Source organism: Parazoarcus sp. PS-13 R2A (assembly GCF_057621855.1).
The window spans coordinates 23,762-49,931 of sequence record NZ_JBYEXN010000013.1; the positions used below are offsets into that span (position 1 = coordinate 23,762).

The following is a 26,170-nucleotide window of genomic DNA, read 5'->3' on the forward strand; positions in this document are numbered from 1 at the left end:
CCCGCCGCCGGGCCAGCGGGAAGCGCAGCAGGTGTCTGCAAGCTGGAGGGCGGCCGGAGGTGAACACCCATGCAATCGACGAGTCGAGCCGCCCCATCCGCGCCCCACGACAATCGCGCCACGTCCCTGAAGCGGCGCGGCGTATTTCAGTGGCACCGGCTCTTCCGGATGGCACACGTGATGCTCCTGCTGGTGCTGGCCGCCATTGCCGTTTCTGCCAGCGCCGCCAGCGTGGCCGATCAGACCGTGGAGCCGGATGCGCCTCCTGCGGTGCTGTCGGTCTTCGTGCGCGAGGGCTGCCCGCATTGCAGCGCTGCAAAGGACTTCCTCAGGCAACTGGCTGCCGAGCGTCCTGATCTCCACATCGTCTTCCGCGAAGTCGATCGCGACGAAACCGCGCGCGACGCGCTGATTGAGCTGAGCCGCAGCGCCGGGATCTGGCCGCCGGGTGTGCCCATGTTCGTGATCGGAGACCGTATTCTGGTCGGCTTCGACGATGCCGAGCACATGGGCGCCGAACTGCGCGCGCTGATCGGAGACCGACCGGTAAACGACGCTGTCGAGACCCGGCAGTTCGGCACCCTGAGCGCCTCGGAGCTGGGCCTGCCCCTGTTCACGCTGAGCATGGGCCTGCTAGACGGCTTCAACCCCTGCGCAATGTGGTTGCTGCTGTTCCTGCTGTCCCTGCTGGTGCGTCTGAAGAGCCGCAGACGCATGGCGCTGGTCGCTGGCACCTTCGTGCTGGTGAGCGGCGCGGTGTACTACGCGTTCATGGCCGCGTGGCTGAACATATTTCTGTTCGTGGGCATGTCGGCGGCGATCCGGGCCGCCCTTGCCTGCGTGGCCATTCTGATCGGCACCATCAACGTAAAGGACTTTGTCGCGGCGGGCCGCGGCATATCGCTTTCGATCCCCGACTCGGTGAAGCCCGGCCTTTATGCCCGGATCCGCGACATCCTCAAGGCAGAGCGTCTTGGCGCCTCGCTGGTCGGGGTTGCGATGCTGGCCGTCATCGTCAACTTCGTCGAGCTCCTGTGCACTGCCGGTCTGCCTGCGCTATACACGGCAGTCCTCACCCAGCAGCAGCTCGGCCCGTTTGCACACTATGCCTATCTTGGGCTCTACATCGTCGGCTATATCGCCGACGATGCCTTGATGGTCACGCTGGCCGTCATTGCGCTGGGCAGTGCAAAACTCAGCGAAAGGGGTGGCCGGGCGCTCAAGCTGCTCAGCGGCATCGCCATGCTTGGCCTGGGCCTGATCATGCTGCTCAGACCCGAATGGCTCAGCTGAGCCCGACGCCACCGCCACACAAGGAAATACGGCGACCTGCTTGTGCAGGCCGCCGTATTTCTTCGCGGTGTTCAATCAGGATCAGTGCTGATGATTGCCGTGGTTGTGGTGGTGATGATGGTGATGGCCATGCTCATGTTCGCCGGGCGGAACAGGCTTCACCGTGCCCTGGATGTAGTCCTTTACCGCCTGCAGCGGATCCGTCTCGCCACACATCACGACCTCGATACCACGCTGTCCCAGACGCGCGACAAAGCCCTCACCCGCGCCGCCGGTCACCAGTGCATCAACACCGTCGATCGGATGGTGATCGCCGTGAAACTCATGGAATGACATTTCCTTCGGCAGGTCCAGTCGCTCTACTTCACGTGGCGAGCACGGATTGCTGATGTCGTAGATCAGAAAGCGCCTCGCCTTGCCTGCATGGGCGGTAACGGTTCTGAAGTTCTGGCTTGTGACTGCAACTCTCATGATGGGTACTCCTGCTGTGCATTGCCTCAAACATGAGGCGGTCGCTCCCGCCTGGCCGATTGCGCCGCACGCCGGCGCCGGGGAAAGGGTGCGGACCTGACCGATCAGGCCGTTCCGCTCTCGTCCTCGCCGATGCGGACAACTGCATCGGACAGCCACATGTACGGGGGCACTTCAAGATTGGTCGGCGCCGGCTGGCTCAGGAAGACACGGCCGGCCAGGTCGAAGGTGGAACCGTGACACGGGCACAGAAAGCCGCCCGGCCAGTCGGCCCGGACACCACTTTCCGCACCCGGCACGAACTTCTCGGAGGGCGAGCAGCCCAGGTGGGTACAGATGCCGACAACCACCAGAAACTCGGGGTTGATCGAGCGGTGCCGGTTTGCCGCATATGCCGGCTGCTGGTTTTCACTGGAGCCGGGATCAGCGAGATCCTGGTCATGCCCTTCCAGCGCAGCCAGCATTTCCGGCGTGCGACGGAGAATCCACACCGGCTTTCCGCGCCATTCGACGGTCATCATCTCGCCGGCGGCCAGTTTGCTGACATCCGCCTCGACCGGCGCACCTGCGGCGCGCGCGCGCTGGGACGGCGTCAGGCTGGCCACAAAGGGGACGGCACTCGCTGCGGCTGCAACGGCACCTGCTCCGCCTGTGGCAATGAGCAGTTTACGACGGTCGTTAAGGCAGTCAGACATGGACGCTCCCTCGTTCGGTTCTTGCGATTGAAATGCGTTCGAAAAAAGGAAGCGAGGCCGGATGTCGTGCCATTCAGGCACTTGTCGTACGCAATCGCAGCACCAAGGGGTTGGGGGGTCTCAGAGGTGAAGACCGGACGGCAATTGCGATACAGCCTCGCTTCACTATCGAATTAGCAATCTGCGTGCCAAACAGAAAACCTATATTTTTCAGATAGATGCAAAAAGGCCCCGATTCCACCGCGCTGCCACGGCTGCCATCATGTCAGTGCCTGCCAATCGATCTGGCAGCGTTCAATCCAGCGCCTTGTCCAGCCCGAGCGCTTTCAGGCGCCGGTAGAGCGTGCGTTCGCTCAACCCCAGTCTGGCAGCAAGCTCACGCCGGCTCCCCCGATGGCTGATCACCGCCTGTCGCAGCACCTGGTGTTCGAGTTCGCCAAGATCCGGCACGGCATGCCCGCCCAAGGCAATCGCTGCGCTCTCATGCACAGACCGACCCGGTGGGGGCATGGCGGCAGCACCCTGCCTGATCTCTTCAGCCAGATGTTCAGGATGAATCATGTCGCCGTCACACATCAGACTCGCACGCTCAAGCACATTGCGAAGCTCACGCACATTGCCCGGAAACGGATAGGCCGCGAGTACCTGCATGGCATCGGCGGACAGTTCAAGTTTGCGGTTCGGTGCGACACGTTCGAGCAGGGCGCCGACCAGCAGGGGCAAGTCTTCAAGCCGCTCGCGCAAGGGGGGAACAATGATCGGAAAGGTATTCAGGCGGAAGTACAGGTCCTGCCGGAACGACCCGTCGCTGATCATCTCCTGCAAGGGGCGGTGGGTCGCCGACACCAGACGAATATCGGCGCGGCGCAACTCGGTTGAGCCGACGCGACGATAGGTGCCCGTTTCGAGCAGGCGCAGCAGCTTGACCTGCATGCTCAGCGGAATGTCACCGACCTCGTCGAGGAAGAGCGTGCCGCCGCTGGCGGCCTCGACGAGCCCCGGCTTGCGCGCCACCGCACCGGTGAAGGCGCCACGCTCGTGGCCGAAGACTTCACTCTCGAACAGGGTATCGGGGAGCCCGGAGCAGTCCACCACCACGAAGGGCCGATCCGCACGCCGGCTGGCTTCATGCACCGCACTGGCGACAAGCTCCTTGCCGGTGCCGGACTCGCCCTGCAGCAGGACGCTGGCCTCCGATGGGGCAACCCGCACCACCAGTTCCAGCATGCGCTGAAAGGCGGGCGCACGGCCGATCAGGCCATGGTTGTCGGACACGCCGCGCGCAACCGGCATCGGCTCCATCTTCTCGATGAACCAGGCGATCTCCCCGCTGCCGTCACGGACCGGCGAAAGCTCGATGTTGACGTACTCCTCGCCGCGCGGTGTGTGATGCAGATGCAGCACCCGCTCACGCTGCCCGGACTGCAGGCTCCGCGACAGCGGACAGGACTCTCCCGCCCGGTCGCAGGGGACGCTGTAGTGATGCGACACGTCGTAGCAGGTGCGACCGACCACGCTGCGACCGTCGGCGCATGACTTTCGATACGCCGCATTGGCCGCGATGATCCGGTAGTCACGGTCGCACAGGATGTGGGGTTCGGGCAGCGTTTCAATGAATGAAACGAGTTCAGGTAGTGGTCGCGGGTCGGCAGACATGGACTGTCACTCTTGACATGTTGGCGCAACCAATCTGCCACTATGGCACAAGCAGGTCAATCAAAATATTCAATCACTTAACCAACAATTTGATTTTCATCAACTTTTTATTGCTTTCATGTGTGGTACGGATCTTGATAGGATCTAAGAAAACCTGGAGTTTCCTATGCCACAAGCTGCCATATCCGATCGCAAACTCGTTCGTGAACTCGTCCTTGTCGTCCTGATCAAGCTTGTTCTGATCACCGCCCTGTGGTGGGTTTTCGTTCGCGAGGAGAAGGTGCCCGTGGCGCCCGACAGCGTTGCAGCCAGGTTTGCACCGCCAGCATCTGCAAAACAACAAATCTCGATTGATGGAGAACACGATGGTCAGTGAACAACTCGTGGACCTGTCGCGGCTGCAGTTTGCCGCAACAGCGATGTACCACTTCCTGTTTGTGCCACTTACGCTTGGCATGGTCTGGATGCTGGTCATCATGGAGAGTGTCTATGTGATGACGGGCAAGACCGTCTACAAGGACATGACCAAATTCTGGGGCAAGCTGTTCGGCATCAACTTTGCACTTGGCGTCACCACCGGCATTACGCTCGAGTTTCAGTTCGGCACCAACTGGGCGTACTACTCGCACTACGTGGGCGACATCTTCGGCGCCCCGCTTGCCATTGAGGGCCTGATGGCCTTCTTCCTCGAATCGACCATGATCGGTCTGTTCTTCTTCGGCTGGGACCGGCTCTCGCGCCGCCAGCATCTGCTGGTGACGATTCTGATGGCAGTGGGCACCAACCTGTCGGCACTGTGGATTCTGATCGCCAACGGCTGGATGCAGAACCCGGTCGGTGCCGAGTTCAGCTATGAAACCATGCGCATGGAACTCACCGACTTCTGGGCGGTGCTGTTCAACCCGGTCGCACAGGGCAAGTTCGTGCATACGGTGTCGGCAGGCTATGTCACCGGCGCAATGTTCGTGCTTTCGATCTCCGCCTGGTACCTGCTGAAGGGACGTGACATCGAGTTTGCCAAGCGCAGCTTCCGCATTGCGGCCGCTTTTGGCTTTGCGTCGGTGTGCTCGGTGATCGTGCTCGGCGACGAGTCCGGCTACGCACTCGGCGAAGCCCAGCAGACCAAGCTCGCCGCGATGGAAGCCATGTGGGAAACCGAACCGGCGCCCGCCAGCTTCAACGTCATCGCCATCCCCAATCAGGAAGAGATGAAGAACGACTTCGCCATTCATATCCCCTGGGCGATGGGCATCATCGGCACGCGTTCGCTCGACAAGGAACTGCCCGGCATCAAGGAGATCCTGGTCAAGAATCGAGAGCGCATCGTCACCGGTATCGAAGCGGTCCGCCTGCTTGAGAAGCTGCGTCAGGCGCCGGCCGACGACGCGACCCGTGCTGCCTTTGACAAGGTGAAAGCCGATCTCGGCTTCGGCCTGCTGCTCAAGAAGTACGTCGTGTCGATGGATGATGTCACCCCGGAGATCATCGACCGTGCTACCCGCGACACCCTGCCCCGCGTCGCGCCGCTGTTCTGGACCTTCCGCATCATGGTGGCGATGGGCTTTGCCATGCTCGCGCTGTTCGGTCTTGCGCTGTGGTATTCGATCAAGGGCGATTTCGCCACCCGCACCTGGCTGCTGAAGTGGTCGCTGTGGTTCCTGCCCGTTCCCTGGCTGGCCTGTGAGATGGGCTGGTTTGTTGCCGAGTATGGCCGGCAACCCTGGACCATCTACGGCGTGCTGCCGACCCACCTCTCGGTGTCGACGCTGACCGTGGAAAGTCTGTATGGCTCGCTCGCCGGTTTCATCGGCTTCTACACCCTGCTGCTCGTGGTCGAGATGTACCTGATGGTTCGCTTTGCCCGCCAGGGGCCGGGCAGCCTCGGTACTGGCCGTTATCTCAACGAAACCCACCACGCTGCTGCCAAAGCCTGATCAGGAGCCAAGACCATGATCTTCGATTACCCGACCCTGAAACTCATCTGGTGGATTCTCGTGGGCGTACTGCTCGTGGGCTTTGCCATCATGGACGGTCACGACATGGGCGTGGGCACGCTGCTGCCCTTCGTCGGCAAGAACGACGAAGAACGACGAGTCGTGATCAACACCGTAGGACCGCACTGGGATGGCAACCAAGTGTGGTTCATCACCGGCGGCGGCGCCATCTTTGCCGCCTGGCCGCTGGTGTATGCCACCGCCTTCTCCGGCTTCTACTGGGCCATGCTGGCCGTGCTGTGGGCCCTGTTCTTCCGGCCCGTCGGTTTCGACTACCGCAGCAAGATTCACAATGCCATGTGGCGGACGACCTGGGACTGGGGCCTGTTCGTCGGCGGTGCGGTGCCGCCGCTGATCTTCGGCGTCGCATTCGGCAACCTGCTGCAGGGCGTGCCCTTCCACTTCGACAACAACCTGGTGTCGTACTACACCGGGTCGTTCTGGGGCCTGCTGAATCCGTTTGCGCTGCTTGCCGGCGTGGTAAGCACGGCGATGATCACCTTCCATGGCGCGATCTATCTGGCGCACCGTACCGAGGGTGAAATCCAGAACCGGGCGCGCACCGCCGCACTGGTATTCGGTGCGCTGATGCTGGTGGGCTTCACTGGTGCCGGCATCTGGCTGGCGCAAGGCAACTTCGGCTACGTGATCACCTCTGCCGTTGATGCCGCAGCCCAGCCCAACCCGATGTCGAAGACCGTTGTGCAGCAAAGCGGCGCCTGGTTTGCGAACTACCGCGACATGCCACTGACCCTGATCGTGCCGGCAATCGCCTACCTTGGCACCGCCGTTGGCATGCTGATGGTGGCGCGTGGCCGTACGCTCACCGCCTTCGTGGCATCGTCGATCGCCATCGTGGGCGTGATCGGTACGGCCGGGGTGTCGATGTTCCCCTTCCTGATGCCGTCCTCGACCATGCCGGCCGCCAGCCTGACGGTGTGGGACAGCGTCTCCAGCCATCGCACGCTGGGCATCATGTTCTGGGCCACGATCATCTTCATGCCCCTGATCATCATCTACACGAGCTGGGCCTACAAGGTGATGTCGGGCAAGGTCACGACCGCCTACATCCGCGAAAACGAACACTCGGCCTACTGAGCCAATAGAGAAAGGAGCACACGATGTGGTATTTCGCATGGGTACTGGGCATTGGCTTTGCCGTCCTGCTGGCAATTCTGAACGCCATGTGGGGCGAGAACGAAGCCGCACGCGAGGAGGCCCGGGGCGGCGGATCCCGCCCGGCGGGCACCGACAATGACCGACCGGCAAACTGACCCGGCGGTTGTTCAGCCCGGCAGCAGCATTCAGTTGCTGCCGCTGCTCGCCGCCATCGCCATCATGCTCGGCATCACGATCTGGCCGGGGGCGCTCGCCGCACCCGGCGGTGGAGCCGACCACTGGGCCGCGATGGCGCTGTTCTGGGCGATGAGTGCCGGTTTCGTGACGGGCGTCGGCTTCAGACCGCGCTTTTTCGCCTGGCGCTGGCTGTTTTCCGGGCTTGCGTGTCTGGGCGGCGTCACGCTGGCGGCCATACGGCTGTACACCCTCGGCTGATTTCCGAGCTGACCTTGCCGCATCGTGCGACAGCGCCAGCATTTTCAAACTGCAGCAAGCCTCAGCCCTCCGGTTTCAGACCCTGCTGCTCAACAATGAATTAGAACTTATCGATTTACTGCTTTACAGACCGCCCGGCACTGCGAGCTGACCGCCCCGGCGGAACCCACCGTACGACGGTAGAGGGATGGGCACATGCGCAACGCGCACACGCCGCTGGAACAAAGGAGACATCGTGAACATCCACTGGAAAAAACTCTTTGGAGCGGGTCTGCTGGTCACCCTGCTCCACGGCCCGACACCCGCACTCGCGACGACAGCGCCGCTTGCGCACCCGGCGAAGTCCGCCTCGACCTCGACTGTTACCACGGACCATAGCCAGCTCGAAGCATTGAAGGGCCCTTTCGCGACGGGCCCGGATGTCACCCGCGCCTGCCTCAGCTGTCACAACAAGGCAGGGCACCAGGTGATGAAGAGCATTCACTGGACCTGGGAAGCGGTGAGCCCGACCACCGGCAAGAAGCTCGGCAAGAAGTTCGCCGCGAACAATTTCTGCGGTTCGCCGATCTCCAATGAGCCACGCTGTACCAGCTGCCACGCCGGTTATGGCTGGGAGGACAAGGACTTCGACTTCACCAATCAGGAGAATGTCGATTGTCTGGCCTGCCACGATACGACGGGCACCTACAAGAAGATTGCCACCGACGCCGGGCACCCGTTGTACGAACCGCGCGAAATGCCCAAGGGCAGCGGGAATGTCGTGCAACCACCGGATCTGGCGAAGATCGCCCAGCATGTCGGGCAGCCCGGGCGTGAAAACTGCGGCGCCTGCCACTTCAACGGCGGTGGCGGAGACGCGGTGAAACACGGGGACCTGGACAGCTCACTGATCAAGCCAAGCCGCGAGCTCGATGTGCACATGGCGGTCGATGGCGCCAACATGACCTGTGCCGACTGCCACACCTTCAATGCACACCAGCCCTCGGGCAGTCGTTACGCAGCCAACCCGAAAGATACGCACGGGCTCGATCTGCCCGACGACGACCACAACCGCGCAACATGCGAATCCTGCCACGGCGTAACGCCGCACAAGGAGGTCCGGATCAACAGGCATGCCGACAGACTCGCCTGCCAGACCTGCCACATTCCGGAGTTCGCACGTGGTGGCCTGGGGACCAAGATGCTCTGGGACTGGTCGACTGCCGGCAAGCGGGGGCCCGACGGCAAGCCGTTGTTCATCAAGAACGACCATGGACATCTGATCTACTCTGCCGAGAAAGGCGACTTCGAGTACGGCGAGAACGTGCGCCCGGTATACAAGTGGTACAACGGCGTGGTTCATCAGATCGCGATCACCGACAGGATCGACGACACGAAGGTCCTTGAGCTCAACGCGGTCGAGGGCTCGGCGAAGGACCCCAATGCCCGCATCTGGCCGTTCAAGGTCATGCACGGCAAGCAGCCCTACGACAAGGTCAACAAGACCCTGGTCGTCAATCATGTGTACGGCAAGGACGATACCGCCTTCTGGGGCAACTTCGATTACGCCAAGTCAATCAAGGCCGGCATGGATTACGCGGAGCTTCCCTACAGCGGCGAGTTCGGTTTCATCGAAACCCGCATGAACTGGTTCATCACCCACATGGTCGCGCCCAAGGAGAAAGCCGTTCCGTGCCAGGAATGCCACACCCGCTCCGCCGACGGCCGCCTTGCCGAGATCACGGACATCTACATTCCGGGTCGTGATCACAACAAATGGATCGACATGCTGGGCGGCATGCTCATCGCCGGCTCCATCGGCGCAGGCCTGCTGCATGGCCTGATCCGCATCGTCACCCGTCGCAGGAGGCATGAACAATGAGCACCGGACGCATCTACATCTACAAGCGCTATGAACGGTTCTGGCACTGGTCGCAGGCTGCGCTGATCATCATCATGATGATTACCGGTTTCGAGGTACACGGCAGCTACGCGCTGCTCGGCTTTGACAAGGCCGTGAGCGTGCACACCGTGGCCGCATGGTCGCTGCTGGTACTGTGGGCCTTCACCATCTTCTGGCAGTTCACGACGGGCGAATGGCGGCAGTACCTTCCATCAATGAAGAACGTGCTGGCGATGGTCAACTACTACACCATCGGGATCTTCAGAAACAGCCCGCACCCCTTCCACAAGACCGCGCGCCACAAGCACAACCCCTTGCAGCGCCTGGCCTACCTGGCCTTGCTGGCCTTCATCTCACCGCTGATCTGGGTGTCGGGCCTGCTGTATTTGTTCTACGGCAACTGGGGGCAGCTCGGTCTGGCGCAATACCTGTCGCTTGAGTCGGTTGCGCTGGCGCATACGATCGGGGCCTTCATGATCACGGCCTTCTTCTTCATCCACGTCTATCTCACCACCACCGGGCATACGGTCTTCGCCCACATCAAGGCCATGATCACGGGGTGGGAGGAGTCCGACCAGCCACATTGACCCTGCCGCGGCAGCCATTCCCACGCAAGCGCACTCGCCCCGGCGGAAGCTTCGTCTTTCCGCCGGGGCGAGTCCGCTTTCACGCCCGGCATCGGACTGAGGATGCAGGGAATTGCAGTCGACAGCGAAATACTGTATTTTTTTACAGCAAATCAACTAGCCGCTGTTTTCAGCCCGCGCACCTGCGCGGGCATCGAACGCCTGTCACCTGCCTTGAACACCATGACCAGTGAGATCGACATCAAGCTCGTCCGCCTGTCCGAACCATCGCTCGACGTCTGGCTGGGGCTGCTGGGCGAGCACTTCGGGTGGCTGCCGACGACAGTGCGGCGTCCATCGACATTGACCGAACTGCTCGGTGCGGTCGGCACGCGGGCGCGTGTCAAGGAGGGCGGCGTGCTCGAACTCTCGGCAAGCACAGCCGCCGATGAAGAGGTCTTTCTCAGGATTCCGGCAGACAGCTGGGCGTGGGAGTAGCGCTCACCGCAAGCCGTCAATGAAGCTCATTGCGTCCTGCTGCCGCCGATCATGTGCAGGAAGAGCATCAGCATGCCCACGCGCCGCCCTTCCTCGACATCTTTTGGATGTTGCGTCGGCGCTGGTATTGGCTCCGCAGTCTGAGCCGGGCATTGCGTCCCGCTCCCGGGCGCCTTCTCACGCGTGGGGTCATCCGCCGCATGTTCCGGCTCACACGGCTCGGCGGGCGGCACGTCAAGGCTGGCGATCACTGCACCAGCCTGCCCTGCCAGGAGAGCGAAACTGCATGTCAGCACCACCAAGCCCTGCCTGATCGAAGGCCGTCCGGGTGCCACATGATCAGCACCTTCGACACGCGGACCGTGGCGCATCAGACACCCTGCCTCAAGTACCTGAGCGGGCCCCGCCTTCAGCAGCCTCAACAACCGTTTTCCGTAACGCATGCGCTCACCTCCCATTGTCCGCGGACGGACCCATATGAGACATGAACCGGTCTCAGGCCGATCTCTCCCACCCTTGCAGGCCTTGCGCCCCGTGGCGCGTGCTCGCCGTCAGCTTCACCTTACGGGGCATTGCCGACCCGGGTAATACCTGAATCGTCGAATACGGGCTACCGGGACGATGGTAGTGAGCGCCAGCCCCTTCAAGCGCAGGGCCTTGTCCTCACCGCGACAATGCCTGCATGGCATGAGACCGGAAGCCATGCCGCAATCATCTGCAACGGAAACCGCCAGTGCGCTCAAACCCGGTCCCCACGCGCCAGATCTGGGTTGCGGGACGAGCTGCCTCTCATCCAGCCCAAGAGGAAAACCGCAGCACGGATTGCTGCACGCGGCTCTGCGCGCGTCCGAATCCGGCCGAAAAAGCGCTACCTGATTTCAGGTACTGCGCAAAATGTCTGGATTTGTTACTTTTGTCGCATAAGCGCAAGCACATGCATCGCCCACGTCGCGATTCATGCGCATAACAGACCAGCGCAGGAAGGGACACCGGGTGACAAACAACAACACAGCGCCCTCTGCCGCCTCGCTACCCACAGCAAAGGCGGCGCACGATGGCGTCACATCCGCACGACGCCGGCAGGATGGGGACGGCAGACCGCCGTTTGCACCTTCGTTCACCATTTCGACCAGCGCCCGCTCTGCCGCGAACGCCCAGGCGGCGCGCGCAGCACAGTCGGCTCCCACGAGATCCCCTTCCATCCCGCCCGGGTGGGATGACTGCGCATGTCTCGATCGGATTCTCGATCTGATCCGCCAGCGTCATGACTGCAATTTCAGCCAGTTCAGGCAGGACACGCTGATCAGCCATATCCGCCACCGCATGGCGCTGCATGACCTGCATGCGCTCCCGGATTATGTACGCATGCTCGATTCGGACCCGGGTGAAGCGGAAGCCCTGTTCAAGGTGCTGCTGATCGGAGTCTCCGTGTTCTTCCGCGATCCCGAGGCATGGGAGGTGCTCGACACCGACGTCCTTGCGCCAATGATCGAGGCCGCGGTGGCAGGCGAAGCGATCCGGGTCTGGGTGCCCGCCTGTTCTACGGGTGAAGAAGCCTATTCGGTCGCGATCCTGATCCTCGACGCGCTGCGCCGTGCGGATAAACACTGCCCGCTTCAGGTGTTCGCTACCGACATCAACGATGCAGCCCTGCAATATGGGCGCCGCGGGATCTATCCTGATGAGATTAAGGATCATGTCGCTGCAGAGTACCTGGCCCGCTACTTCGTCCCGTGCGACCCGGATGGCCGTTATCAGGTGCGCACGGAAGTGCGCGACTGCGTGGTCTTCGGCGTGCAGAATGTCATCAGCGACTCGCCCATTTCCAGGGTGGACCTGATCTGTTGTCGCAACCTGCTGATCTACCTTGATGACAGCACCCGGCAGGCGCTCTTTTCATCGTTTGACTTTGCCTTGAACCCAGGCGGCCATCTCTTTCTCGGCTGCGCTGAAACCCCTGGACGGCGCACGGATCTGTTCGTGCCGGTTTCCAGAAAATGGCGCATTTACCGTCACCGGGATCGCTGCAAGACTTCAGGTGTGCCCATGCCCACTAAACCGGACAGCTGGTCTGTGACCGTACCCGACGCCAGGCCGTCCGCGTCGCGGGACGATGACGTGGCGAGCCTGACCCGCAGACTGCTGCAGGCGCATTTTCCGCCAGCGGCCGTGCTGGTCAGCACCAGCTTCGAAACATGCTATTTCTGCGGCCCGACGGAGCACTTCCTGCAGATGCCCCGTGGCGCACCAACCCTCGACCTGCTCGCGCAAGCCCGTGAAGGCCTTCGGTCACGGCTTGGATGCGCGCTCAGGCAGGCCCTCAAGCAGGGAACGACGGTCACTGTCGACGATGCGCGCATACGCGATGCTCACGGCTACCGGCAGGTGCGTTTCAGCGTCGTCCCGGTTGCGGAGCCCGACGGAGGCGACTGCCGGTATCTGCTGGTCGTGTTCGAGAACGCGGGCAATCCACCGGCGAGCGGCAAAAAGACTGGCGATCCGCTGGTAAAACAGCTGGAAGACGAACTGCGCGCCACCCGCGATGACCTGCAGAGCGTGATCGAGCAACTGACAACGTCCAACCATGAGCTGCTGGTTTCCAACGAGGAAGTTGCCGCGATGAACGCGGAGCTGCAGTCTGCGAATGAAGAACTCGAGATATCGCGGGACGGACTGAAGTCGCTCAACGACACGCTGAACGCCACTAACCGCACACTGCAGGAAAAGGTCACAGAACTTCAGACGAGCAACGCCGACATTAGCAATCTGCTGGCCAGCAGTGAGATCGCCACCATCTGCCTCGATCATGCATTCCGCATCAAGTGGCTGACGCCGGGCATGGAAGCCGTCGGCAACATCATCGCGACCGACGTTGGCCGCCCGATAACGGATTTCTCTACTGACGGGCTCGGCACCGGCATTGTCGAAGAAGCCAAGCAGGTGCTGAAGACCCTGCAGCCGGTTCAGACCGAGTTCAGATCGCGTGACGAGCACTGGTACCTGCGTCGCATCATTCCCTACCGCACCGAGAGCCATCACGTCGAGGGCGTCGTGATGACGTACAGCGACGTGACCGAGGCCAGAATTTCCTCCGAACAGGCCACCGCTGCGATGCGCACGATGGCGACCTCGCTCGAGAGGCGTGTTCGCGAGCGCACTGCGCAGTTGCGGACGCTGATGGCCGAGCTGGCATTGAGTGAAGAGCGGGAGCGCCGGCTGCTGGCGCGGGACCTGCACGACGACCTTGCCCAGACCCTGGCCATCGTGAAGATCAAGCTCACATCCCTCGAGGGCAGCGAGCGACGGGGCGTACTCAAGGCAGCACTGTCGGAGATGGAGGAGCTCATCGACCAGGCGCATCGCTCGGTTCGCTCCCTGATGCTGCACCTCAGCCCACCGATTCTGGGCACCCTGGGTCTGGTGCCGGCACTCGAATGGCTGAGCGAGGAGATGGGGCGTCTGTACGGACTGGCGGTCCACATCGAGCGCGAGGACGACCTGCCCGTTCTGGAAGAACCCGCACGCACGACCATCTTCCGAGCCATCAGGGAGTTGCTGATCAACGTCTCCAAGCACGCCGACACCAACCTCGCCAGCATCGACTGCCATCGCCAGGAGGGCGACCGGCTCTCCGTTACGGTGACCGATCAGGGCCGGGGCTTCGACTACGAGAAGGCGGTGTCCTGTCCGGCAGGCGAAAGTGGTTTCGGGCTCATCAGCGTCAGGGAGCGCATTGAATTCATCGGTGGCGAAATGGAAGTCAGCAGCAGACCGGGGGCTGGCGCCACGATCAGAATCATATTCCCCGCAAGAAAAAGGCAGACACTCAGGGAGGGGCAACAGGATGACGATTCGAGTCCTGCTGGTAGACGATCACAAGATACTGCGTGAAGCGCTCAAGGTCGTCCTTGAGCGCGAGCTCGACATTGCGCTGGTCGGGGAATGCAGCGACGGGCTGGACGCACTGACGCTCGCCCGTGAGCTGCACCCGGACGTCGTGCTGATGGACATCGGCCTGCCCGTGATGGGCGGCATCGAGGCGACACGCAGCATATTGGCCGAACAGCCGAAGATCCGGGTCGTCGCCCTGTCGACCTACTCGGATCGACGCATCGTGCTGCAGATGCTCGACGCCGGCGCGTCGGGCTATGTGGTCAAGTCCGCGGGCCGGGACGAACTCCTGCGCGCGATCCGCGCGGTATCAATGGGCCGCACCTACCTGTGCAATGAAGCGGCCGCGACCCTGGTCGACAGCGTGCGGACGCAGGCGCCAGCGGATCTCCGCAACAACGAGAAACTCGGGCGCCGCGAACGCGAAGTGCTGCAACTGCTAGCCGAAGGTCACACCTCGCCCGAAATCGCAGACCGCCTGTGCATTGCAACGAGCACGGTGGACGTGCACCGCCGCAACATCATGCGCAAGCTCGAACTTCACAGCGTTGCCGAGCTCACGAAATACGCGATTCGCAATGGCCTGACCTCGCCCTGAGGAGCGCCCCACCGCGGACGCGTTCTGTCCGCTCCGTGGCATCCCGACGGCACTTGCAAGCGCCCGTCCCAACCGCATCAAGCCTGCGCAAGAAGGACGCCCTCGAAATCCGGTGCCGTTTCAAGGATCGGGCGCTTCAATCTGCATCTCCAGTTCGCCGCGTTCATGTAACCAAAGTTACACAAGCATCCGGCATAAGGCGTTTAATAATTATTTACTTATATAATAATAAACAACTTCAGTGCGTGGCTGATCCTGTGTCCTGCATGAAGCTGGTTTTCCGGACAGGAGGAGAGGACGTATGAACACAAAGAACCACCCCATTCAGGTACCCGCAGATAAGCATGACGCAGGACGGCGTCGTCTGCTGCTGGGCATGACCGGCCTGCCCCTTGCATCGGGTGTCGGGTTGTCGGTCGTATCATCGGAGTCGAAGGCCGCGCTGCAGACATCTGCGCGCATCGTCATTGCAGGCAGCGGCCTCGGCGGTCTGGCAATCGCCAACCGGCTTGCACGCGAGCTTGAGGGTGCGAGCATCACCATCGTCGACCGCAAGGAAATCCACAACTACCAGCCCGGCTACACGCTTGTCGCTACAGGCATCTGGCCGGTCGATAAAGTCAGCGATCGAAATGCCGACCTGATCCCGGCAGGCGTCGAGTGGGTGCGCGAGATGGTCGCCGAGTTCAACCCCGAGGCCAACGAAGTGGTGACCGAGAGCGGAAAACGCATCGGCTATGACTATCTCGTTGTCGCCACCGGTCTGCAGCTGAACTTCGACCAGATCGAGGGCATGGACGTGAAGGCCATTGGCCAGAACGGGCTGACCAGCGTCTACCCCAGCCCGGACGCGGCTCAGACCACCTGGAAAACAATGAATGCCTTCCGCCAGAAAGGCGGAACCGCGCTGATGACCCTGCCTGCCACTGCACTCAAGTGCGCCGGCGCGCCCTTGAAGATGACCTTTATGGTTGCCGACCGCCTGAAGCAGGCTGGAACGCGCAGCAACTCGAAGGTGCTGTTTCACTCCGCGCTCGGCAACATCTTCAGCGTTCCCAGCATCAACGAGGAAGTGCTGAAACGCTGGGCCGTGCTCGACATCCCGGTGACGTTCAACAGCAAGCTGGTCGCGGTTGATATCGGCGCCCAGCGCGCCACCTTCGTCAGCCCGGAGGGCGAGCGCACCGAACTCGGTTACGACTTCATTCACGTTGTACCGCCGATGAGCGCGCCCGATGTCGTCAAGAACAGCCCCCTGTCTTGGAAAGAAGGCGGTTTCGCTGCCGGAGGATGGCTCGAAGTCGATCGTGAGACGCTGCGTCATCGTCGCTTCCCCAACGTGTTCGGCCTTGGCGACATCAACGGCACCCCCAAGGGGAAGACCGCCGCAACAATCAAGAAGAGCGCACCACTCGTCGCCCAGAACCTGCTGGACGTGATCGCCGGACGCGAACCGTCGCAGCGCTTCGACGGCTACACCTCCTGCCCGCTGCTGCTTCGAGAAGGCGCGGCCCTGCTGGTCGAGTTTGACTACGAAAACCGGCTCACGCCCTCGCTGCCAATGATCGACCCGCTGCAGGACAGCTATTTTGCCTGGCTGATGAAATACCGCCTGCTCAAGCCCGCCTACATGGCGGTCGCAAAAGGCCGGGTATAAGGAGAACGAACCATGTATGAAATCTGGCTTGCAATGAATATCGTCTTCGAGCTTGGCTTGATGTATCTGCCGGTCGTCATCGGCGTCGCTGCCCTGCTGATCATCCTCTTCGTGATTGCGATCGTGCGCGGTCGCCCGGCGTGGTGTGGTGCGGTAAAGCCTGCGATTGGGGTCGGCCTGATCGCACTCATCGGCGCCTTCCTGCTCACACCGGGGATGACGAAATCCTCATTCGAAAACATGGGTTACTGGGTGGACTGGGCAAACCTGTTCGCCATTTCCGCAGGCTTTGGTGCTGTCGCTGCGGCGCTCACCCTGCCCCTGGCCGCAACCCTGCGCCGCCAGCGCTGACCGCCTGCCTCATCAACCAGGAGGAAACCAACATGAAAAAACTATTGCTGGCCTGCTCGCTCAGCCTGCTGAGCCTGGGCGCACACGCGCTTGATATCGGCATCAGCGCGGAAGAGACCCATACCCGGGTTCAGGCCCAGGAAAAGAACCTGCTGTTCGTCGACGTCCGCGACCCGGTTGAAATCATGTTCATCGGCTTCACCGATGAAGTGCATGCTAACGTGCCCTTCATGCTCGTCGACCGTACGCAGTGGAACGAGAAGCGCGGTGTGTTCCGCCTGTACCAGAACCCCGACTTCGTCGCGCAGATCAAGGCTGAACTGGAAAAGCGTGGCCTCGGCGCGGACACCGAAATCATCACCATGTGCCGTTCCGGCAGTGAGCGTGGCGAACCGAGTGCAGCATTCCTGCGCGAAAACGGGTTCCCGAATGCAAGGTACGTGATCAACGGCTTTCAGGGCGCAGCGATCAAGGAAGGCGCTCAGGCGGGCTTCCGCCTGCAGAACGGCTGGCAGAACAGCGGGCTGCCATGGAGCACGAAGATGAATCCGGAAAAGGTCTACCGCCTCGACAAGCGCTGACCGTTCAGTGCCGGCGTCTCTTGCGGAAGACGCCGGCGCATCCCCGCCTTACTCGGCTTTGACCGGCGCTGCACGATTCTCTCTCTGATTGAACAACTGCCCGATCAGGTCGACCGGCACCGGAAACACCAGCGTCGAGCTCTTATCACCCGCCACCTGCGTGAGCGTCTGCAGGTATCTCAACTGCATTGCCGCCGGCTCGCGTGACAGCATCTCGGCCGCATCCTTCAGCGCCTCTGCTGCCTGGCGCTCGCCTTCAGCATGGATCACCTTTGCGCGCCGTTCGCGCTCGGCTTCCGCCTGCCGAGCGATGGCACGCACCATGTTCTCGTTGAGGTCGATGTGCTTTATCTCGACGTTGGTCACCTTGATGCCCCACGAATCGGTCTGCGCATCGAGAATCTGCTGCACATCGAGATTGAGCCGTTCGCGCTCGGCCAGCATCTCGTCGAGTTCATGCTTGCCCAGCACCGCGCGCAAGGTGGTCTGCGCCAGCTGACTGGTGGCGACGAGGAAATTCTCGACCTGGATGATCGCCTTCTCGGCATCGACCACGCGGAAGAACACGATCGCATTCACCTTCACCGAAACGTTGTCGCGCGAGATCACGTCCTGCGAGGGTACGTCCATGGTGACCACGCGCAGATCAACTTTCACGATCTGCTGGATGCCCGGAATCACGATCACCAAACCCGGGCCTTTCACCTTCCAGAAGCGCCCGAGCATGAAGATGACGCCGCGTTCGTACTCGCGCAGAATCTTGATCGACGCGACGATCAGGAAGATGAGAAGCAGGATGAGCGGGCCAAGGCCCAGTTGCAGGTCAATCATGATGTTCCCCCTAGTTTGGTGAGGTGCCGGCGGGCGACACGTTCACGATGAGTCCGTCCAGACGGTCGACCCGAACCCGGGCGCCCGGCACCAGTGGCACATCCGAGTGCGCGCGCCAGTTTTCGCCATGCACCCTCACCCACCACTCGCCGCCTCCGGCATCGCCGATGACGGTACCCTGCGCGCCGGCCATCTCCTCGCGCCCGCTGACGACCGGCCGTTTGAAACTGCGTGCCGCAAAGCTGCCGATGGCGAGCAGCACGGCCGCGCTCGCAAGCGCCAGTCCGGCCACCAGCGCGAGCGGCACCCCGAAGCCCGGGACCTCGGTATCCATCAGGAACAGTCCGCCTACCACGAAGGCGACGATGCCCCCGACCCCGAGCACACCGAAGCTCGGCACGAAGGCCTCGGCCAGCATCAGGCCCGCACCGATCGCCACCAACAGCACCCCGGCCCAATTGACCGGCAACAGCTGGAAGGCGTACAGCGCGATCATCAGCGAGATTGCGCCGGCCACACCGGGCACCCCGAAGCCTGGCGATGTGAACTCGAAGAACAGACCGTAGATGCCGATCATCATCAGGATCAGCGCGACCTGCGGATTGGCGAGCGTGCCGAGAATGCGATTGCGCCAGTCGGGCGCGACACGCTCGATGGCGACCTGTGCGGTAGAAAGGACGACCGTGCGCTCACCCATCTTCACCTCGTGACCATCGATCTGAGCCAGCAGGTCAGACAGATCGGTCGCGACGAACTCGATCACCCCCTGCTCGAGCGCTTCCGCCGCGCTCATGCTCTCCGCATCGCGCACCGCACGCTCGGCGAACTCAACGTTTCGACCACGCAGCTGGGCCAGGCTGCGAATGTATGCGCTCGCATCTGCCACCGACTTGGCCGCCATCGCGTCGCCGCCGGCGGCTGGTTTTGCTGCAGGCTTTGCGGCCGGCGCCTTGGTTTCTTCGTCGCCCGGCGCGGCATCGCCTTGCCCTGTTGCCTCATCGGGAGCGTCCTTGTCCGATGCGGACGACAGAATCGACTTCGCCGCTTCGGCAAGCGCCTTCTCTCCACGCGCGGACTCGCCGTCTTCGTCCGGAGAACCGCTTCCCGGACGCGCGCCGCCAAAGCCGATCGCGACCGGCGTCGCCGCCCCCAGGTTGGTGGCTGGCGCCATCGCAGCAATATGGCTGGCGTAAAGGATGTAGGTCCCCGCGCTGGCTGCACGGGCGCCCTCGGGAGACACGAAGCCTGCAACCGGAACCGGCGAGGCAAGAATGTCCTTGATGATCGAGCGCATTGCGGTATCGAGACCACCGGGCGTATCCATCTCCAGCACGACCAGCCCCGACTTGCGTTCAGCCGCGCGGGCGAGCCCGGCTTGCACATAGTCGGCCGTCGCCGGCCCGATCACGCCGTCGATCCTGAGCACCAGCACCTCACCACCGGGCGCAGCGCTTTGTGCAGCGCTGCCGGCAGGAAGAACGAGTGCTGCCAACAGCAACAGCCCCGCCTGAAAAACCCTCGAGAACCACCTCCGCATCATTCAGCCACCTCCCGATCTTGCACGTACCGGAAACGGAAAACCTTGATGTGCTTCTGTATTCGGAGTGTCTCGCTCCCAGGTAAGTTCAGCGCAGTACGTCCGATCGTTATTCGATTTTCTTGCTTCGTTATACCCGCTGGATTCGCTAACCTATGTGCGATTGCCCGCAATGGCGTCCCGCAGGCAGCTGCGCTGCACCCCGGACGCTGGCTGAGCGCGCGGGCATGCACGACAACCAAAAATCAACACTGAAGAACTGGAGTCACGAGAATGTCGAACTGGTATTCCGACAACGCAAAGTCGATTGGTCGCACCCCGCTGGTGCGGCTCAACCGCGTCATTGATGGCGCACAGGCAACCGTGCTGGCCAAGATCGAGGGTCGCAACCCGGCCTATTCGGTCAAGTGCCGCATCGGCGCCGCGATGATCGAGGACGCAGACCGCCGTGGCCTGCTCGGCCCGGGCAAGGAACTTGTCGAGCCGACCAGCGGCAACACCGGCATCGCGCTCGCCTTCGTCGCCGCGGCGCGCGGCATTCCGCTGACGCTGACCATGCCGGAGACGATGAGCATCGAACGCCGCAAGCTGCTGGTGGCCTACGGTGCCAAGCTGGTGCTGACAGAAGGCGCGCGCGGCATGGCCGGCGCCATCGCGAAGGCGGAGGAGATCGCCGCCGCCGACCCCGATCGCTATGTACTGCTTCAGCAGTTCAAGAACCCGGCCAACCCCGCCATCCACGAAGCCACTACCGGTCCGGAAATCTGGAACGATACCGACGGCGAGATCGACATCCTGGTGTCGGGCGTCGGCACCGGCGGCACCATTACCGGTGTATCGCGTTTCATCAAGAAAACCCGCGGCAAGGCCATCCTGAGCGTGGCCGTGGAGCCCTCGGCCAGCCCGATCATGACGCAGAAGCTCGCCGGCGATGAACTGAAACCCGGACCGCACAAGATCCAGGGCATCGGCGCCGGCTTCATCCCCGACGTGCTCGACATGTCGCTGATCGACCAGGTGGAAACGGTCAGCAACGAGGACGCGGTCGAATACGCCCGCCGCCTCGCGCGCGAGGAAGGCATCCTGTGCGGCATCTCCTGCGGCGCAGCGACCGCGGTTGCCGCCCGCCTCGCCCGCGACCCGCAGCATGCCGGCAAGACCATCGTGGTCGTGCTGCCGGATTCGGGCGAGCGCTACCTCAGCACGGTGCTGTTCGACGGCCTCTTCGACGAAAGCGGCCGGGCCGCCTGATCAGGGCAGCAGCGACAAAAAAGGCGACCCGCGGGTCGCCTTTTTCATTTTGCCGTTTGCCGCTTACTTGGCAGCGGCACGAGCCTGATCAAGCCAGCTCTTGTAGGTGTCGGCATGGCCTTTCACCCAGGCGTCGACGTGACGCGTGATGTCGGCTGCCTTGTTCTCACCGTCGCGCATGCGCTTGTTCTGAGCGCTGATGTCGTTGTTCGACAGCTTCATGATGGCAAACAGCTTGGCCGCTGCCGGGTTGGCATCGGTAAAGGCGCGGTTGGCCACGATGTGCTGGTTGTTGGCCTGGAAGCCGTAGTTCGAACCATCAGGCAGCGCGGTATCAACGTTCTTGCGCTCACCCGGCAGTGCGGAGAACGGCACCTTGAGCCAGGTCACGTCCTTGCCCGGAACCAGCACCCCGCTCACCCAGTACGGCGTCCAGGTGTAGTACAGAACGGACTCACCCTGATTCTGACGGGCGATGGTGTCAGCGATGATGGCTGCGTAGGAACCCTGCTTGTGGGTGATGCGATCACGCAGACCGTAGGCATCGAGGTGATGCTCGATCACCTTTTCGCAGCCCCAGCCCGGGTTGCAACCGGCCAGGTCAGCCTTGCCGTCACCGTCGGTATCGAACAGCTTCGCGAGCTTCGGATCCTTGAGCTGGTCGATGCTGGTGATCTTGTACTTGTCAGCAGTGGCCTTGTCGATCAGGTAGCCCTGCAGCGCGCCGCCGGAATACACGCCTTCACGATACAGCTTGGCGTCGCCACCGGCCTTCTCGTAAAAATCGACGTGGAGCGGGTTCCAGTGGTCAGCCATGAAGGTCGCGTCGCCATTGCCGAGCGCGATATGACCGGCCGCGTATTCGATCTCCTTGATCGGAGCCACGTCATAGCCAAGATCGGTCAGCGCACGCATTACCAGTTCGGTCTGGAAGGTTTCTTCGGCGATCGAGCTCTTGATCGGCTGGACCTTGACGCCCTTGCCCGGCATCTCCGCAGCAACGGCGTGGACCGGCACGGCAGTGGCGAGAACGAGGGCTGCACCGCCCAGAATCTGCTTCAGGAAATTTCTCTTTTGCATATGTAACTCCTTTGTGAATGGTCAGTGACGAATTGAGACGCGAAATTACGCACTCTTCGCCGCATCGCCGGTGCTGTTGGTGCGCCGGGGCGCAAAGAACAGACCGAGCGGACCCGATTGATACCAGCGCCCGGTTTTGCGACCCGGACTTGCCATTGCCTGCGTGATGCGATCAAGCATGATGGCCAGAATCACGATGCCGAGACCGCCGACTGTCGCCAGTCCCATATCGAGGCGGCCAATGCCGCGCAGCACCATCTGCCCCAGACCGCCCACTGCGATCATCGAGGCGATCACCACCATCGACAGCGCGAGCATCAGGGTCTGGTTGATACCGGCCATGATGGTGGGCATGGCCAGCGGCAGTTGCACTTTTGTGAGCAGTTGCCACGGCGATGCGCCAAATGCGCGCGAGGCTTCGATCAGGTCAGCACGCACCTGCCGGATGCCGAGGTTGGTGAGACGGATCAGCGGCGGCAGCGCAAACACGATGGTCACCACCACGCCGGGCACATTGCCGATACCGAACAGCATCACCACCGGAACCAGGTACACGAACGCAGGGGTGGTCTGCATCGCATCGAGCAGTGGTCGTGCAACCGACTCCAGACGATCGCTGCGCGCCATGGCGATACCCAATGGCAAACCGATGACCATGCAGAACGCAACCGAGGTCAGCACCAGCGACAGCGTCACCATGGCTTCGCTCCAGGCACCGATGAAGCCGATCATCAGCAGCGACAGGACCGAACCGATCGCCAGGCGCCGTCCGCTGGCCTGCCAGGCGATGAGACCGATCAAGGCAATCATCAGCAGCGGGGGCACGGCGAGCAGGCCATGCTCGATACCGGTCAGCGTGGCGTCGATCGGCACCCGGATCGCCTGAAACGCAGGACGGAAGTGATCGACCACCCAGGTCAGACCGGAGTCGACCCAGTCGTCGAGCGGAATGACCGCATTGTCGAAGGGTTGCAACCAGTCAAACGGCTTGTCGGGTACATCCGAGGCTGGCACCGACTGCGCAAGCCAGTCGTTCGCGGCCTCGCCGCCGGCAGGCGCAGCCGGCCCGTCCGCAGGTGCGGCACCGGCCCAGGGATTGTCGGCAGGTGCTGCGGCCGGGGTTTCAGACGTGGCGGCCCAGGGGTTTGCTGCCGGCGCTTCGGCCGGCGTTTCCGTTGTCGCGGCCCACGGATTGGCGCTGTTCTGCTCGCTCATTGAGTCGCCTCCGAGGTTTGCTGATGCAGGAACTCAAGCATCATGTTGCGGGTGATCGAACCGCGATAGCGTCCCTTCTCGTCCACCACGGGCAGACCGTAGGGATGCTTGGTCAGCGGCTCATAGAGTTCGGCAATCGACTGATCCTGTGCGACGACCTGCACATCGGGCAGGAACGCGTCGCGCAGCTTCGGGTTCTCGCTCTCGCGCGCAGCCTTCTTCAGTGAATCGATCGACACCACACCCATCAGGCGCTGGTCGGGGCTCACCACGTAGCCGAATTCGCGATCGTGGGTACGCAACCGCTCCAGTGCGCTGCGCACACCCATGCCGGCATGGTCGATGATGTTGATCTGGGTGCGGCGCGCGATATCCGCGGCCGACAGGATCGAGGTTGCGTCGACGCCGCGGAAGAAGGACTTCACGTAGTCGTTGGCCGGATTGCGCAGGATGTCTTCTGCCGTCCCGACCTGCACCACGTTCCCGCCTTCCATGATCGCGATGCGGTCGCCGATACGGATGGCTTCATCAAGGTCGTGCGAGATGAAGATGATGGTGCGCTTCTGACCCGCCTGCAGCTTGACCAGTTCGTCCTGCATTTCGGCACGGATCAGCGGGTCGAGTGCCGAGAAGGCCTCGTCCATCAGCAGTACCGAAGGATCGTTGGTCAGCGCGCGCGCCAGACCCACCCGCTGCTGCATGCCGCCCGACAGTTCGTCGGGATAGCTTGCGGCCCACTGCGCCAGACCGACCTGCTCCAGCGCGACCATGGCGCGTTCGTTGCGCTTGGCCTCGGGTTCGCCGGCCAGCATCAGGCCGAATGCAGTGTTGTCGAGCACCGAGAGATGGGGCATCAGCGCAAAGGACTGAAACACCATGCTCATGTGCTTGCGCCGGAATTCGCGCAATTCGACATCGGACATCTTGGCGATGTCCTGCCCATCGACCACCACCTGGCCAGCCGTGGGTTCGATCAAACGGTTCAACAAACGGACAAGCGTAGACTTCCCGGAACCGGAAAGGCCCATGACGACGAAAATCTCGCCCTCATAGACTTCAAACGAAGCATTGTTGACGCCAAGCGTCTGACCGGTACGGGAGAAGATCTCGGCTTTGTCGAGCCCCTCCTCCACCAGCTTCATGGCATCGCGGGGATGATCCCCGAAAACCTTGTATAAATTCTTGACAACGAGTTTTGCCTGCATCGAATGGGCGCTGGCGCCACGACACGGTACTTGGATACAGGGGGTAACCGGTGGCGCTCTACCCCTGCTTGAAGCCAGGGAGGAAGTCCGAGATTGGGGACTTCAGGGCAACCGGTAACGCCGGGTCGCAGGCAGGCACACATGGTTTGTCATATGTACCTGGAAGGCCAGCATAAATAGTTTTGAAGCTGCAATTGTAACACACATTTTTGCGCAAATATTATTTGCCCCATCGTGCTCGCATGGTACACAGGCTTCGCCAATGCTGCCAGCGCGACCCCTGCGGCCCGCTCCCGCTACTCGACGACCGCACGTTCCACGCACACGGCCGTCATGCGCGGCCGCACCGGAAGCCCTCGTGCCTGCAGATTTGCCCTCGTGAAAGCAGCGCCCAGGAGCAGGATCAGGGACGAGTAGTTCACCCACATCAGCAGCAAAACCAGTGAGCCCGCAGCGCCATAGGTGGAGGCGGTGGCAGTCGTCGACAGATAGAGCGCGATCAGCATCCGTCCGAAGCCGAACAGCAGCGCCGTGACCACCGCACCCAGCCAGACATCCCGCCATGCCAGCACCACGTCGGGCAAGACGCGGAAAATCGTCGCAAACAACAGCGTGACGACGACCAGGGACACCACGCCATCGACGCCTAGCAACAACGGCGGCGGGATTGGCAGCCAGTCCTGGGCAAACACGACCACCGCACGCACGATGACGCTGAGCAGCAGCGACACCAGCAGCACGAATCCGATCCCGAGCACCACCGTCAGCGACAGCAGCCTGCCCTTGATGAACACCAGCAAGCTGCTGCGCGACGGGCGCGGCGCAACACCCCAGATCGCATTGAGAGAGTTCTGCATCTGCGCGAACACCGTCGTTGCGCCAAACAGCATGGCACCAATGCCTGCCAGCGTGGGCAGGATGCCGCTGCGCTCCACCCGGCTGCCCTCCACTGCGGTCTGAACCGCGGCAGCGGCTTCCGGCCCGATGGCCGCTTCGAGCTGCTGGGCGATCTGTCCTTGCGCAGCGCTCTCGCCCAGCACCAGGCCGACGATGCTGACCGCAACGATCACCACCGGCGCCACCGAAAAGACCGTGAAGAAGGCAAGCGCCGCCGCATGAATGAACACCTGTGCGTCCAGCCAGATCCGCACCGTCGCCTTCACCACGCCCAACCAGTAACGCATCCACCCCATCATCGCAGCCAGCCTCATGTCCGTTTCGATTCTTGTAGCCGATCAACGGGCAAGTGGGCAAGCCCTCGCGGCGAATCCCCACCCGTCCGGTGACAAGGGAAGAAATGCGGGCGAAGCACGCAGCATCACCTATGCTGAAATCACGCGCCAACTCAGACAGGGGACTAACTA

The 26,170-nt window shown here is 62.2% G+C and carries 24 protein-coding genes; 15 read left to right on the forward strand and 9 right to left on the reverse strand.

The window, feature by feature from the left end:
• Positions 1 to 180: 180 nt before the first annotated feature.
• A complete protein-coding gene (locus AC22G6_RS13125; protein ID WP_487367222.1) occupies positions 181 to 1,293 on the forward strand; it encodes a glutaredoxin family protein in 1,113 nt (370 codons plus the stop codon).
• An 81-nt stretch (positions 1,294 to 1,374) separates the two neighbouring features.
• Here the strand turns inward: AC22G6_RS13125 and AC22G6_RS13130 are convergent, their stop codons facing one another.
• From AC22G6_RS13130 to AC22G6_RS13140, 3 genes are all read right to left on the reverse strand, one after another.
• Positions 1,375 to 1,764, reverse strand: coding sequence for a NifB/NifX family molybdenum-iron cluster-binding protein (locus AC22G6_RS13130; protein WP_487367138.1), 390 nt, complete (start codon positions 1,762 to 1,764; stop codon positions 1,375 to 1,377).
• 104 nt (positions 1,765 to 1,868) lie between these two features.
• Positions 1,869 to 2,459 carry a ubiquinol-cytochrome c reductase iron-sulfur subunit gene (gene petA, locus AC22G6_RS13135; RefSeq protein ID WP_487367139.1) on the reverse strand — a complete coding sequence of 197 codons (591 nt, stop codon included), beginning with the start codon at positions 2,457 to 2,459 and terminating at the stop codon, positions 1,869 to 1,871.
• A gap of 294 nt (positions 2,460 to 2,753) precedes the next feature.
• Entirely contained in the window at positions 2,754 to 4,115 is a 1,362-nt protein-coding gene (locus AC22G6_RS13140; RefSeq protein ID WP_487367140.1) for a sigma-54 interaction domain-containing protein, read from the reverse strand.
• A gap of 166 nt (positions 4,116 to 4,281) precedes the next feature.
• Between AC22G6_RS13140 and cydP the strand changes: the two genes are divergently transcribed.
• From cydP to AC22G6_RS13205, 13 genes are all read left to right on the forward strand, one after another.
• The gene (cydP, locus tag AC22G6_RS13145; protein WP_487367141.1) at positions 4,282 to 4,491 is read left to right on the forward strand and encodes a cytochrome oxidase putative small subunit CydP; all 210 of its coding nucleotides are present in this window, start codon (positions 4,282 to 4,284) and stop codon (positions 4,489 to 4,491) included.
• Positions 4,481 to 6,049, forward strand: a complete 1,569-nt coding sequence (locus AC22G6_RS13150; RefSeq protein WP_108947813.1) for a cytochrome ubiquinol oxidase subunit I — start codon at positions 4,481 to 4,483, stop codon at positions 6,047 to 6,049. The genes cydP and AC22G6_RS13150 overlap by 11 nt, the downstream gene beginning before the upstream one ends.
• A 15-nt stretch (positions 6,050 to 6,064) precedes the next feature.
• Positions 6,065 to 7,207: a cytochrome d ubiquinol oxidase subunit II gene (gene cydB / locus AC22G6_RS13155; RefSeq protein ID WP_487367142.1), complete on the forward strand. Its 1,143-nt coding sequence runs from the start codon at positions 6,065 to 6,067 to the stop codon at positions 7,205 to 7,207.
• A 23-nt stretch (positions 7,208 to 7,230) separates the two neighbouring features.
• Positions 7,231 to 7,383 carry a cytochrome bd-I oxidase subunit CydX gene (gene cydX / locus AC22G6_RS13160; protein ID WP_487367143.1) on the forward strand — a complete coding sequence of 51 codons (153 nt, stop codon included), beginning with the start codon at positions 7,231 to 7,233 and terminating at the stop codon, positions 7,381 to 7,383.
• Complete coding sequence (locus tag AC22G6_RS13165; RefSeq protein WP_487367144.1) at positions 7,364 to 7,663, forward strand: cyd operon YbgE family protein; 300 nt, start codon at positions 7,364 to 7,366, stop codon at positions 7,661 to 7,663. The genes cydX and AC22G6_RS13165 overlap by 20 nt, the downstream gene beginning before the upstream one ends.
• A gap of 235 nt (positions 7,664 to 7,898) precedes the next feature.
• Positions 7,899 to 9,524: a tetrathionate reductase family octaheme c-type cytochrome gene (locus AC22G6_RS13170; protein WP_487367145.1), complete on the forward strand. Its 1,626-nt coding sequence runs from the start codon at positions 7,899 to 7,901 to the stop codon at positions 9,522 to 9,524.
• Complete coding sequence (locus tag AC22G6_RS13175) at positions 9,521 to 10,132, forward strand: cytochrome b/b6 domain-containing protein (RefSeq protein WP_487367146.1); 612 nt, start codon at positions 9,521 to 9,523, stop codon at positions 10,130 to 10,132. Before AC22G6_RS13170 ends, AC22G6_RS13175 begins: the two co-directional genes overlap by 4 nt.
• A 102-nt stretch (positions 10,133 to 10,234) precedes the next feature.
• Positions 10,235 to 10,609, forward strand: a complete 375-nt coding sequence (locus AC22G6_RS13180; RefSeq protein ID WP_487367147.1) for a hypothetical protein — start codon at positions 10,235 to 10,237, stop codon at positions 10,607 to 10,609.
• Positions 10,610 to 11,566: 957 nt separating this feature from the next.
• Positions 11,567 to 14,500 (forward strand): CheR family methyltransferase, encoded by a 2,934-nt coding sequence (locus AC22G6_RS13185; protein ID WP_487367148.1) that lies wholly within the window; start codon positions 11,567 to 11,569, stop codon positions 14,498 to 14,500.
• Positions 14,454 to 15,098 (forward strand): response regulator, encoded by a 645-nt coding sequence (locus tag AC22G6_RS13190; protein WP_487367149.1) that lies wholly within the window; start codon positions 14,454 to 14,456, stop codon positions 15,096 to 15,098. The genes AC22G6_RS13185 and AC22G6_RS13190 overlap by 47 nt, the downstream gene beginning before the upstream one ends.
• 301 nt (positions 15,099 to 15,399) lie before the next feature.
• Positions 15,400 to 16,755: an NAD(P)/FAD-dependent oxidoreductase gene (locus tag AC22G6_RS13195; RefSeq protein ID WP_487367150.1), complete on the forward strand. Its 1,356-nt coding sequence runs from the start codon at positions 15,400 to 15,402 to the stop codon at positions 16,753 to 16,755.
• Positions 16,756 to 16,767: 12 nt separating this feature from the next.
• Positions 16,768 to 17,106, forward strand: a complete 339-nt coding sequence (locus AC22G6_RS13200; RefSeq protein ID WP_487367151.1) for a hypothetical protein — start codon at positions 16,768 to 16,770, stop codon at positions 17,104 to 17,106.
• Positions 17,107 to 17,138: 32 nt separating this feature from the next.
• Complete coding sequence (locus tag AC22G6_RS13205) at positions 17,139 to 17,687, forward strand: rhodanese-like domain-containing protein (protein WP_487367152.1); 549 nt, start codon at positions 17,139 to 17,141, stop codon at positions 17,685 to 17,687.
• 48 nt (positions 17,688 to 17,735) lie between these two features.
• Here AC22G6_RS13205 and AC22G6_RS13210 read toward each other — a convergent pair whose 3' ends face one another.
• Together AC22G6_RS13210 and AC22G6_RS13215 are read right to left on the reverse strand one after the other, a co-directional pair.
• Positions 17,736 to 18,518, reverse strand: coding sequence for a slipin family protein (locus tag AC22G6_RS13210; RefSeq protein WP_108947800.1), 783 nt, complete (start codon positions 18,516 to 18,518; stop codon positions 17,736 to 17,738).
• 10 nt (positions 18,519 to 18,528) lie between these two features.
• Positions 18,529 to 20,058: an NfeD family protein gene (locus tag AC22G6_RS13215; protein ID WP_487367153.1), complete on the reverse strand. Its 1,530-nt coding sequence runs from the start codon at positions 20,056 to 20,058 to the stop codon at positions 18,529 to 18,531.
• A 270-nt stretch (positions 20,059 to 20,328) separates the two neighbouring features.
• Between AC22G6_RS13215 and cysK the strand changes: the two genes are divergently transcribed.
• Complete coding sequence (cysK, locus tag AC22G6_RS13220; protein WP_108947798.1) at positions 20,329 to 21,306, forward strand: cysteine synthase A; 978 nt, start codon at positions 20,329 to 20,331, stop codon at positions 21,304 to 21,306.
• A 63-nt stretch (positions 21,307 to 21,369) separates the two neighbouring features.
• On the opposite strand, the gene proX is transcribed toward cysK, so the two are convergent.
• From proX to AC22G6_RS13240, 4 genes are all read right to left on the reverse strand, one after another.
• Positions 21,370 to 22,386: a glycine betaine/L-proline ABC transporter substrate-binding protein ProX gene (gene proX / locus AC22G6_RS13225; protein WP_487367154.1), complete on the reverse strand. Its 1,017-nt coding sequence runs from the start codon at positions 22,384 to 22,386 to the stop codon at positions 21,370 to 21,372.
• A gap of 45 nt (positions 22,387 to 22,431) precedes the next feature.
• On the reverse strand, positions 22,432 to 23,601 hold the full coding sequence (proW, locus tag AC22G6_RS13230; RefSeq protein WP_487367155.1) for a glycine betaine/L-proline ABC transporter permease ProW: 1,170 nt from the start codon (positions 23,599 to 23,601) through the stop codon (positions 22,432 to 22,434).
• Positions 23,598 to 24,806, reverse strand: coding sequence for a glycine betaine/L-proline ABC transporter ATP-binding protein ProV (gene proV, locus AC22G6_RS13235; RefSeq protein WP_487367156.1), 1,209 nt, complete (start codon positions 24,804 to 24,806; stop codon positions 23,598 to 23,600). The genes proW and proV overlap by 4 nt, the downstream gene beginning before the upstream one ends.
• Positions 24,807 to 25,102: 296 nt before the next feature.
• A complete protein-coding gene (locus AC22G6_RS13240; RefSeq protein WP_487367223.1) occupies positions 25,103 to 26,002 on the reverse strand; it encodes a YihY/virulence factor BrkB family protein in 900 nt (299 codons plus the stop codon).
• Positions 26,003 to 26,170 lie beyond the last annotated feature (168 nt).